11 protein-coding genes and 1 riboswitch are annotated in these 11,087 nt (G+C 59.6%); of the genes, 6 read left to right on the top strand and 5 right to left on the bottom strand.

All coding sequences use genetic code 11. The features are described from left to right. Positions 1–158: 158 nt before the first annotated feature. Positions 159–965, top strand: a complete 807-nt coding sequence (locus Q1B15_RS02135; RefSeq protein WP_299749434.1) for a substrate-binding domain-containing protein — start codon at positions 159–161, stop codon at positions 963–965. A 1-nt stretch (position 966) separates the two neighbouring features. After that, a complete protein-coding gene (locus Q1B15_RS02130; RefSeq protein ID WP_299749431.1) occupies positions 967–1,149 on the top strand; it encodes a hypothetical protein in 183 nt (60 codons plus the stop codon). Here Q1B15_RS02130 and Q1B15_RS02125 read toward each other — a convergent pair. Genes Q1B15_RS02125 through Q1B15_RS02110 form a run of 4 tightly spaced genes read right to left on the bottom strand, consistent with a single transcriptional unit; the run spans position 1,146 to position 4,763 of the window. Next, positions 1,146–2,063: a TonB family protein gene (locus tag Q1B15_RS02125; protein WP_299749428.1), complete on the bottom strand. Its 918-nt coding sequence runs from the start codon at positions 2,061–2,063 to the stop codon at positions 1,146–1,148. The genes Q1B15_RS02130 and Q1B15_RS02125 overlap by 4 nt on opposite strands. Continuing rightward, the gene (locus tag Q1B15_RS02120) at positions 2,060–2,860 is read right to left on the bottom strand and encodes a cobalamin-binding protein (RefSeq protein WP_299749425.1); all 801 of its coding nucleotides are present in this window, start codon (positions 2,858–2,860) and stop codon (positions 2,060–2,062) included. Before Q1B15_RS02120 ends, Q1B15_RS02125 begins: the two co-directional genes overlap by 4 nt. Then, positions 2,857–3,612 carry an ABC transporter ATP-binding protein gene (locus tag Q1B15_RS02115; RefSeq protein WP_299749422.1) on the bottom strand — a complete coding sequence of 252 codons (756 nt, stop codon included), beginning with the start codon at positions 3,610–3,612 and terminating at the stop codon, positions 2,857–2,859. The genes Q1B15_RS02120 and Q1B15_RS02115 overlap by 4 nt, the downstream gene beginning before the upstream one ends. After that, positions 3,609–4,763 carry an iron ABC transporter permease gene (locus Q1B15_RS02110; protein ID WP_299749418.1) on the bottom strand — a complete coding sequence of 385 codons (1,155 nt, stop codon included), beginning with the start codon at positions 4,761–4,763 and terminating at the stop codon, positions 3,609–3,611. The genes Q1B15_RS02115 and Q1B15_RS02110 overlap by 4 nt, the downstream gene beginning before the upstream one ends. 14 nt (positions 4,764–4,777) lie before the next feature. Continuing rightward, positions 4,778–4,984, bottom strand: a riboswitch (cobalamin riboswitch). A gap of 214 nt (positions 4,985–5,198) precedes the next feature. On the opposite strand from Q1B15_RS02110, the gene Q1B15_RS02105 reads away from it, so the two are divergent. The 4 genes from Q1B15_RS02105 to Q1B15_RS02090 are packed head-to-tail and all read left to right on the top strand — an operon-like array spanning position 5,199 to position 9,068. Further along, complete coding sequence (locus tag Q1B15_RS02105) at positions 5,199–6,137, top strand: zinc ABC transporter substrate-binding protein (RefSeq protein ID WP_299749437.1); 939 nt, start codon at positions 5,199–5,201, stop codon at positions 6,135–6,137. Between the two features lie 9 nt (positions 6,138–6,146). Beyond that, a complete protein-coding gene (gene aztA, locus Q1B15_RS02100) occupies positions 6,147–6,947 on the top strand; it encodes a zinc ABC transporter ATP-binding protein AztA (RefSeq protein WP_299749415.1) in 801 nt (266 codons plus the stop codon). A 4-nt stretch (positions 6,948–6,951) separates the two neighbouring features. Then, complete coding sequence (locus Q1B15_RS02095; protein ID WP_299749412.1) at positions 6,952–8,157, top strand: metal ABC transporter permease; 1,206 nt, start codon at positions 6,952–6,954, stop codon at positions 8,155–8,157. After that, positions 8,154–9,068, top strand: a complete 915-nt coding sequence (locus Q1B15_RS02090) for a metal ABC transporter permease (RefSeq protein ID WP_299749409.1) — start codon at positions 8,154–8,156, stop codon at positions 9,066–9,068. The genes Q1B15_RS02095 and Q1B15_RS02090 overlap by 4 nt, the downstream gene beginning before the upstream one ends. On the opposite strand, the gene Q1B15_RS02085 is transcribed toward Q1B15_RS02090, so the two are convergent. Further along, positions 9,061–11,079 carry a cation:proton antiporter gene (locus tag Q1B15_RS02085; RefSeq protein ID WP_299749407.1) on the bottom strand — a complete coding sequence of 673 codons (2,019 nt, stop codon included), beginning with the start codon at positions 11,077–11,079 and terminating at the stop codon, positions 9,061–9,063. The two genes, Q1B15_RS02090 and Q1B15_RS02085, sit on opposite strands and share 8 nt — an antisense overlap. Positions 11,080–11,087: the final 8 nt, after the last annotated feature.

Raw genomic sequence — 11,087 nt, 5'->3', positions numbered from 1 at the left:
GGGGCGCGCCGGGGTATGAAAGATATCTGGAGCGGCATTGCCTCTCACATTACGTTCCTTTTGAATGGCGCCATCGTCGAAACAGCCTTTGCCGAGCCGTTTTTCGCAGGTTCCCAAACCCAAGGCCCGCAGGCGTTTTTGAAAGGAGGCATCGTCGAATGAAGTTTACGTATCTGGCCCTAAAAACCGTCGTGGCTGTCTGGCTTGCGACCGCCGCTGTGGCTGAGAACTTCACACTCGCGGTCACCCCCTGGTTTTACAATTCGGGCCTCAGCGACGTCCTCGTGCCACAGATCAAAACGGATACCGGCCTTGGTGTGAACCGCCTTGTTGTCGGTACAGGGCAGTTGATCCGTCTTGGAAAAGCGGGCGACATCGATGCCATCCTTGTTCATGCACGGGCGGGCGAGGCCACATTCGTGGCCGAGGGTTACCGCACGCACCGCCGCGAAATTACATTCAATGACTTCGTGGTCATCGGCCTCAAAGCCGACCCCGCCGAGGTGCAGTTCGCAAACACTGTCGGGGAATGTTTCGGTGCTCCGTCTGACGCGCCCGCCCTTTTCGTTGGTCGGGGCGACGACAGCGAGCCTCACCGACGCGGACAAGCGATTTGGAAGAAAGCCGGCGTCACACCCGATCCCGCGTGGTGGCGCGAACTCGGCTTCGGGATGGGCGCAACGCTCAACACCGCCGCCGCCATGGGGGCGTATACATTAAGCGAGCGTGCTAGCCGGTTGAATTTTGACAACAAAGACGGCATGGCCATTCTGTTTTCCGGAGATTTCGCACTGCAAAACCAATACGCTTACTTGGCTATCAATCCAGCCAGCCACCCTCATGTTGCCTATAAGGCGGCTGTAACGCTTGAGAACTGGCTGATGTCCCAAAAGGGTCAATCGCTGATTGGCGGCTACAAAATTGACGGCGAAACCCTTTTCACCCGCAACGCGAAGGTCCGCTAAAATGGTGCAATATCTTGGTGTTATCGTGATCGCAGCCTGGGCGATAAACATCTGGGCTTTCATGGCCGTCTACGATGCCCGACCGGGCCTTGTCCGTCTTTGCCTTTGGGCGTTCATCTTGTTGATCCCGCTTGTCGGGATCGTCGCATGGTATCTTCTCGGCCCACGCGCGGCACGGCGCTAACGCGAGAAATTCACCCACTGCGCGAATGTGTACGATGACTGGTCCAATCCCTTTGGCGCGGAGGGAAACGGAGCCGCCGTCTTCGCCGCACGCAAAGCCGCCTTGTCAAACGCCGCAACGCCGCTTGAGCGATCAATCCGCACTGCTCCAAGGCGCCCATCGGCCAGAATATCCATCTGCAAACGCACGCGCCCTTGTCCTCGCGCACCACGGGGGAACTTTTGATGCCGCGCAATCCGGCTTTGAATTTTAGCGGCCCAACCCGCCTGTGTGGCCAGCCGTGCCGCAGGCGCCAGCGTTCCGACAACCCGCGTCTCGCCTAAATTCCCGGCACTGACACCGCTGCCGGTTCCACGCGCAACCACGGCAGGGGCCGCGTCGCTTCTCACGGGGCGCGCCACAGGGCGCGTTGTGGCAACAATTGCCCGCTCCACCGTGCTTGGCGCTTCAAACGTCGGGGCAGGGAGCTCCAGCGAAGGCAATGGCGAAGCCGCCCCGCGTGCTACATCCCAAACCGGCTTAACGTCCGGAACAGATCGTGCGGGCTGTTGCAAAGCCGCCAATTGCGGGACAGCTTCCGCTTCAATCGACGGAGCAGTCGTCACTTCTGGCGCATCCTCCAGTTTCGGGGTCGCATTTGGGACCGTGCTGTCCGACCAAAGGTTAACCTTGGTTACCGTGTCCTCAGAAACAGGCGCATCCAATACTTCTGCAATCGGGGATACGTCCGGGACCGCCTCCCAGGCCGCAACAAGGTCCGAAATGCCCTCCGGAGCCGCTTGCAAACTTAACGCCGCGCGTCCCTCGGCCCCCGCGCCCTCAAACCCGCCGTTTGCCGCGTGATACCCAAGACCCGCCAAATGGATGCCTGTCGCCAATCCAAACGCCACAATGAAATCCCAGTGCGCGATCATGCCACGGTCTCCATCGCGTCCGCCGTCTCAGAAATCGCGGCAGCTATGGCGGCTAAACCATCGCTTAACGCCGCAGGCCCCGGAGCCAGCACCAAGGGCGATTTCAACTCAATAATGCGCCCCCGTGACACCGCCGGAATAGCCGCCCAACCGGCGCGCGCGGCGATCTTTTCTGGCCGCACCTTCTTGCCACACCAACTGGCGAGGATCAGATCTGGCCGGGCTGCAATCACGTCCGAGCTATCCAAAATCCGGCCCTTCGCGCCCTGTGCCTGCGCACGATCCGCGAAGACATCGTCGCCGCCAGCAATCGCAATCAGTTCTGACACCCAGGCAACCCCCGCAATCATAGGGGCGTCCCATTCCTCAAAATACACCCGAGGCCGTACCCACCCGGCCGCCGTCGTGCGCGCCTTCGAGATATTATCCTGCAGCTCGCCAATCAAAGCATCCGCCTGCGATGCATGCCCGACCAACGCGCCAAGCGTGGCGATCATCTCGAAAATTCCTGCTACCGACCGCTGATTAAACGCGTGCACAGCCACGCCCGCCCGGATCAGATCCGCGGCAATATCCGCCTGCAAATCCGAAAACGTCAGGACCAGATCCGGCTCAAGCGCCAAGATCTTCGGCACGTCAGCACTGGTGAACGCGCCAACACGCGGCTTCTCACGCCGCACACGGGCAGGGCGCACCGCATAGCCAGTCACTCCGACAATGCGGTCTTCCGCGCCTAGGATATATAGGGTCTCGACCGTTTCTTCGGTCAGACACACAATGCGTTGGGGTCCGATCATACCGCCCCCTCCAACACGTCTGTCACATGAAACGCATCGCCATCCCAACGTCCGCAAACTTGAAACACGTCGCGTAATCGGTCGTCGCTTAACACCTCGCGTGGTGTGCCGTCTGCCACCAACTTTCCGCGATGGATCATCACCAAACGCGTGCAATGTTGCGCGGCCAACCCAAGGTCATGCATCGACACCAACACCGACTTGCCGCCCTGCGCCAGCTTTGAGAAGACCCGCATTAAACTGAACTGATGGGCTGGGTCCAAACCTGCCACCGGCTCGTCCGCCATGATCAGAGGTGTGCTTTGTGCCAAAACGCGGGCAATTAAAACGCGTGCCTGTTCACCGCCCGACAATGCAGTTGCATCCCGCCTTGCAAAGGCCGTCAGACCCATCTGCTCTAACGCCTGCGCGACCGCCTCGTGATCGGCCTGCGATAGCTTCCGCCCCCCTGCCAGATAGGGCGATCGCCCAAGCGATACCAAAGTCTCGACGGACACTGGCCAGGCAATCTCGCGCGCCTGTGGCAACCACGCCGCCGCCTTCGCGCGGTCGCGCGCGTGAAGGGCCGTCAACGACGACCCACCAGAAGCGGCCAAAAGCCCCAAAGCGCCACGCATCATCGTCGTCTTGCCAGCACCGTTTGGCCCGATCAGCCCAACAACCTCGCCGGCACCAATCTCAAGCGTAACACCATCCACAACCGGACAGCCGCCACGCATCACCGTCAAAAGATCAAGGCTCAACAGGCTCACAGCCCCGCCCTCCGTGTCCGAAAGATCAGATGCAGGAACACAGGCGCGCCAATGAACGCGGTCAAAACCCCCAGCTTCAGATCCCGGTCAGGCAACAATCCCTGCGCGGCACTGTCGGCCAAAAGGACCATCGCAGCCCCACCCAATGCCGACGCTGGCAACAATCGCGACGGCAGCCCGCCTGTCAGGGGGCGCAAGATATGCGGTACAACCAACCCGACAAAGCCGATTGCCCCCGTAACTGCCGTCGCCGCGCCAACAGCCAGAGCAGTCCCTGTCACAACCATTAAACGCAAACGCCCGATGCGAACGCCCAAAGCCTCTGCCGCATCTTCGCCAAGGGTCAAAGCGTCGAGACCCCGACCGGTCAAAAACAAAACCACACAGCCCAAAGCAATCAACGGCCCCGCCAGCCACACATGGGTCCAGCTGCGGTCCGCCAATGATCCCATTAGCCAGAAAATAATCTCGCTTGCGGCAAAGGGGTTCGGCGACAGGTTTAACACCAATGACGTGGCCGCCGCCGCCAATGCAGAAATCGCGATCCCCGCCAAAATCAAAACCAGTGATGATCCCCGTGGCCCGGCCAGCAGCAACAGCAGGCCAACTGCCACACCGGCTCCGACCAGCGCGAAGATCGGCAATGCCAAAGCAAACGTCGCCGCCAACCCGGTCTGAAGGGCGATCACCGCCCCCAAAGCCGCCGTCGCTGAAACGCCAATTAATCCCGGTTCGGCCAATGGATTGCGCAACAAACCTTGCATTGCGGCCCCGGACAGGCCCAAAGCCGCCCCGACCAGAGCGCCCAGAACTGCGCGTGGCAGGCGGATTTCGCGCATCACGACCGTCTCTGGGCCGCCGTTGTCGACAAAAAACGCCGACAGTCCGCGCGCCACAGACATCCCCGAAGGCCCCGTAACCAACGATACGACAAATCCAAAAAGCACGAGGCCCAAAAGCCCAAGCACCAACGCAATGCTACCCGCATCGCGTGAGGCCTTGAAGTCAGTTGATGTCCCGTCTGCCACTGCCATGGCTGACCCCCAAAACGGCCCCAAAAAAAGCCGCCACGTCTCATCCAAATATCCGAAGAAATCACACTCCGGACGGCGAACATCTGCCACCACGCCGGAGAACCGTAGCTCGTACACGCGCCCCGCGCCCCGAACTGGGTGAACGCCTCGGCAGGTCTCCTGACTTCACGGGTCGTCGCTAGGGCCTGCCTTCCCAGACGTTACCGTCCAGTGGCGCGTTCAGCCGTTGCTCGCCGCTTACAGTTGCGGGGGCAGTCACGGAATTGGAGGCTCTCCCCCGCACCGCGTTCCCTTTTGCCCGGCAGTCGCCTGCCGGAACCGAAGCTATCGCAATCTGCATGGGGTCACAGGGCCATAGGAGTCAAGTCCGCACGCGCCTCTCAACGTCCATCTGCGACGCGCGAATTGCTGCCGACCAGAAAATATTCACAATCGGAAACCTTGACTTCTTGCGAATTGTTCTCAATTAGTAATGAGAGTGCGAATTATTCTCATTTTTAAAAATCTAAGTACAAAGGACCACACGTGCAAAGACGGCAGTTCATCACAGCAATTGGAGGCGCATTTGTCGCCGCAAGCTTGGCTGCGCAGGCGCGTGCAAAGGGTTCAACGCTTTCTGTCGTTGCGACAACCGGCATGATTGCTGACACAGCACGCCGTGTCGGCGGGGACCTTGTAACGGTCAAAGCCCTAATGGGGCCGGGGGTCGACCCACATGGTTACCGCCAGACTCGCACAGATATCTTCGCCATGGCACGTGCCGACCTTGTGCTGTGGAATGGCCTCTATCTAGAGGCGCAGATGGAAGACTTTTTGGCTGATCTCGGGCGTAAAACGCCTGTGCGCGCCGTGGCCGAAGGCGTCCCGGCCAAAGACCTTGTCAGCCATGACGACTACGCCGACCGCTTCGATCCGCACGTCTGGATGGACCCGGCGCTTTGGACCTATGCAGTTGCAGCCGTGCGCGACGCCATGAGCGAAGCAGCCCCGGATTTTGCGGACAATTTCGCCGCCAACGCGGAAACCTACATTGCAGAGTTGACTAAACTCGCGGCTTACACTGCGGTGTCGCTTGAAACCGTTCCCGCCGAAACCCGTGTTCTGATCACCGCCCACGACGCCTTCAATTACTTCGGCCGTGCCTACGGTTTTGAGGTGCTCGGCATTCAAGGTATTTCGACCGACAGCGAAGCGGGTGTGAATCGCATCTCGACGCTCGTCGATATGATTGTGGAACGTAAAATTGGTGCCGTCTTCGTCGAAAGCTCGGTCTCCGATCGCTCGATCCGCGCTCTCATCGAAGGGGCCGCCGCCCAAGGCCACAGCCTTAATATCGGCGGAGAGCTTTTCTCCGACGCGATGGGCGAACCCGGCAGCTACGAGGGCACCTACGTCGGAATGATCGATCACAACGCGACCACAATCGCCACCGCTTTGGGTGGCACCGCGCCGGCACGCGGGTTGAATGGCCTTTTGAGCGCAGGAAGCTAAGGAAACAAAATGCTTCAGATTGCAAACGCAGAGAATGTCCGGGCCGAAGCGCAGTTCTTGCGCGAAAGTCCCTTTGCGATCCGTGGCCTGACGGTCTCTTACGACCAGAAGCCGGCCGTATTCTCGGTCGATGCCACGTTTCAACCCGGCAAAATGACCGCAATTGTCGGCCCCAACGGCGCTGGCAAATCCACGCTGATCAAGGCGGCACTGGGCATCATCAAGCCGCTCTCCGGGCAAGTCACCATAATGGGCCGCCCCGTCGCGGCGGAAATGCACCGCATCGCCTATGTCCCCCAGCGCGCCAGCGTCGACTGGGACTTCCCCGTGCGCGTTATTGACGTCGTTCTTATGGGTCTTTTTCGCAAAACCGGCCTTCTGGGGCGTCTTTCAGGGGCTGATCGCAAACATGCGATGTCGTGTCTGAACCGCGTCGGCATGACCGACTTTGCCAGCCGCCAGATTGGCCAGTTGTCCGGCGGTCAGCAGCAACGTGTGTTCCTCGCGCGTGCGCTGGCGCAGGACGCCGATCTTTATCTACTGGACGAGCCCTTCGCCGGTGTTGATGCTGCCACCGAAAAGGCCATCATTGCCGTCCTGAAGTCGCTGCGCGCCGAAGGCCGCACGGTTGTCGCAGTCCATCACGATCTGTCCACCGTGCCGGATTACTTCGACAACGTGCTGCTGCTGAACGTTCGTAAAATCGCCGAGGGGCCGGTTGAAACCGCCTTCACCGACGCGAACTTATCCGCCACCTACGGAGGACGTCTCGCCACAGCCCGGATCGACCCAGCCGCGGTTGCAGGCTAACGTCATGTTATTCGAAGCGCTGTTCTTCCAGCTTGGCTACAACGCCACGCTCGTAACCTTTGGCGCGACCCTTCTTGGGGTCGCCGCAGGCGTCACCGGCAGCTTCCTCTTTTTCCGCAAACGCGCGCTTGTGTCCGATGCGATCAGCCACGCGACCCTTCCCGGCGTGGCGCTTGCCTTCATTGTCATGGTTGCACTTGGATTTGACGGTCGAAGCCTCCCCGGCCTCCTCATTGGATCAGCCATAAGTGCCGCGGCTGGCCTCTTCGCTGTCCAATGGCTTGCGTCGCGCACGCGCCTCACCGAAGACGCCGCCATCGGCGCGGTCCTGTCGGTTTTCTTCGGCTTTGGCATCGTCTTGTTAACTGTTATCCAGACCATGTCCTCGGGCCGACAGGCGGGCCTTGAAAGCTTCCTCCTCGGGTCCACCGCAGGCATGCTCTACGCCGACGCAATCCTCATCGCCGCGGGAGGGGCTCTAGCCCTTCTTCTTGTCGCGATCTTCCGTCGTCCCATGATGATGGTCAGTTTCGATCCCGAATTCGCCCGCGCCAGCGGCATCAATCTTGATCGAACTGATCTGATCATGATGGGTCTCGTCATGGGTGTCACTGTCATTGGTCTCAAGATCGTCGGCCTGATCTTGATCGTCGCGCTGCTTATTATCCCGCCCGTCGCCGCCCGCTTCTGGAGTGACCGAGCAGACCGCGTTGTCCTCATCGCAGGCGTCCTGGGCGGCCTTGCGGCATGGATCGGCGCATCCGCGTCCGCCGTTGCGCCCAACCTCCCGACCGGGCCGATTATCGTCCTCACGGCTTTCGCTCTCTTCGCAATCTCTATGCTGTTCGCACCGGCGCGTGGCCTTTTGATCAGCGCCGTTAATCATCGTAAGTTTCAACGCGGCGTCCACATCCGCCAAGGCCTAGTCTCGCTCGCCCAAGGCCAGCCGATTTACGAACCCCTCACCATCCGTCTTTTGCGCACCGAAGGTCTAGCGCGCGCTGACGGTGTGCCGACCGAAAATGGCATTGCGCGGGCCTCCCGCGTGCTTAGGGACGAAAAACGCTGGGAAACCGCCCGCGCTGACCCGGCTTTGGAAATGGCCGCCGCCCGCTACGATGGCCTGATGCAAATCGAAGACGTCCTCACATCCGACCAGATCGCCGAGCTTGATGCCCGCATCGGCGGCCCCAAAGGACTACCGGCATGAACGGCGCCGAGTTTGTCCCCCTCAGCCTTACACCCTTGCTTATTGGTTGCCTCGCCGCCGTCGCTTGTGCGCTGCCCGGCAACTTTCTGATCCTGCGTCGCCAGGCTCTGATCGGCGATGCCATCAGCCATGTTGTCCTGCCCGGCATCGTTGTCGCGTTCCTTCTCACCGGAACGATTTCCGCCACCGCCATGATGTTCGGAGCCGCCACCGCTGCCCTCATTGCGGTCGCGATGATTGAAGGCATCCGCCGCTTTGGCCACATCGAACCAGGGGCGGCCATGGGCGTCGTCTTTACCACGATGTTCGCGGGCGGCGTATTAATTCTTGAACTCAGCGACACTTCCGGCGTCCACCTCGACGTCGAACACGCGCTTTATGGCAACCTCGAAAGCCTGATCTGGCTGGACGCCATCGGCTGGGGCTCGCTTCTCGACGCGCAAGCCCTGAAAGGCCTGCCACCCGAGTTGTTCCGTATCACTGTCGTGGTTGCCCTGATTGGTATTCTTCTCGCCCTGTTCTGGAGACCGCTTGCGATCTCAACCTTTGATGAAGGCTTTGCAGCCTCGTTGGGCATTCCCGTCACCGTTATATCCCTCGGTCTGGTGATCGCCTCGGCGCTTGCGGCCGTCGCGGCCTTTGATGCCGTCGGGTCGATCATTGTCATCGCAATGTTCATCTGCCCGCCCGCCGCGGCGCGCCTGATGACCAATCGGCTGGGCGCGCAGATCGCATGGTCCGTCGCCTTTGCGTTGCTTTCGGCTATCTTAGGATATGTCCTTGCGGGCTATGGCCCGCTTTGGATCGGGGGCACGAATGCGGTCAGCGCTGCCGGCATGATCGCGACTGTCTCGGGCGTTATTCTGGCCATTACAGCCTTTGCTGGCCCCGAGCGGCGCTCCGTCAACTAGCCCGGCTTGTCCTTTTACCATCATCAGGCACGTCGTCCCGACCAGCGCCCTTATAGCCGGCCATGTCGGACTCGAACGGTGGCAAGGGCCGTGTCACCGCATCAATATCCAAATTCGAGATCGAAGCTTCGTCAAGATGCGCCACCAAAGCCGTCTCAAGTTCGGTATTTAGTTCCCGCGCACGCTCGACGTATTCTGCGTTCTGATCCACCGGTGTGTCCGCTTTCCAAAGCCCGGCCAGCTCCCGTAGACCTTCACGGTCTTTACGGTAGAAGAAATGCTCAATGCGCGAGGCTTCGATGTCAGTCAGCCCCATATTTTCAAGCACATAACGTCCGGCTCGCAAAGACGAGTCAAACATTTCACGCACAATGTCATCCGCGCCCGCCTGATAAAGCTGATAGGTATGCACCCGGTCATGCGCCCGTGCCACGATATGCAGATCGGGCCGTCTTGATCGCGCATACCGCACCAATCGCAACGAGGCGTCCTTATCGTCCATGGCTACGACCAAAACCTTGGCCTCATCAAGCCCTGCGGCATGCAACATATCGGGTCGCGTCGGGTCCCCGAAGAATCCCTTGATCCCGAACCGACGCATCGTGTCGATGGCCTCAAGGTTGTGATCCAGCACCACGGCACGAAACCCTGCCAGCATCAAAAGCCGGTTTACAACTTGCCCGAACCGCCCGATCCCAGCGATAATGATCTTTTGCTTTTCATCTATTTCGTCAGCCTCCGGTGATTCTTTCAGATCGCCGGTCATCCGGTGCTGAAGACGCTCGTAGGCAATGAAGAACAAGGGTGTCAGCAGCATCGACAGGGCGACTACAAGCAACAAACGCTCGGCCAACGCGATCCCGAACACACCCTGCTGCAATGAGAACGAAATCAGAACAAATCCGAATTCACCCGCCTGCGCCAACCCAAGCGTAAACAGCCACCTATTGCGACCTTTCATGCGGAAAATCACCGCAAGAAGATACAACACCAACCCTTTGCCAAACATCAAAAGCAACGTGAATCCCAAGAGTTCAAACGGGTCTCGGAAGAAGACGGCAAAGTTGATGCCCGCGCCAACCGTGATGAAAAAAAGGCCTAAAAGCAGACCCTTGAAAGGTGCTATGTCGCTCTCCAGCTCGTGCCGGAACTCCGAATTTGCAAGGACGACACCTGCCAGAAAGGTACCCAATGCAGGGGACAGGCCAACAAGGATCATCAGAAACGCGATCGCCGCCACAATCAGCAGAGCAAACGCCGTGTAAAGCTCGCGCAGCCGCGCAATATGCACGAAACGAAAGAGCGGGCGGGTCGCAAAAGTGCCGAACAAAACGACAGAGACAACCGCGGCGATCGTGACTAGCGTGACACCCCAGGCGGGCAATTCGGCCATAAAATGTAGCGCAAACTCTGCTCCGCTGCCGTCGCCATGGTCATCCTCGACCACCTCGACCGCAGCGCGAGAGATCGAGCCGTCCTCGCCAAAACTCGTCATGCCCCCAATCGCCAGAAGCGGCAGGAAGATCAACATCGGGATCACTGCAATGTCCTGGCTCAGAAGAACAGTGAAGGACGAGCGCCCGCCTCCGGTTTGCATCAGGCGTTTTTCTGACAGCGTTTGAAGCACGATAGCGGTCGAAGATAATGACATGATCATGCCGACCGCCACACTCGACTGCCAAGGCAGACCGAACACATAAGTACACCCCAAAGCCACCGCGCCAAGCGTCACAAAAATCTGCAACCCTCCAAGCCCAAGCAGGCGGTGTCGCATGTCCCAAAGCGCGCGTGGGCTAAGTTCCAGACCAATTAGGAAGAGCATCAAAACCACACCAAATTCGGCGAAATGCTGCAGGCCTTTCGTGTCCGCAACCAACCCCAAAATGGGTCCGATCACGATGCCGGCCAATAGATACCCAAGCACCGACCCAAGCCCAAGGCGCACAGCCAATGGCACCGCGATCACCGCAGCCAGCAGGTAGATCACGGCTTGGAACAGAAAGCCTTCCATAGTTCGCC

The sequence above is a fragment of the uncultured Boseongicola sp. genome (assembly GCF_937988555.1).
Taxonomy (GTDB): Bacteria; Pseudomonadota; Alphaproteobacteria; order Rhodobacterales; family Rhodobacteraceae; genus Boseongicola.
Note: the sequence above shows the minus strand (reverse complement) of the source record. Positions and strands in the feature narration are given on the sequence as shown.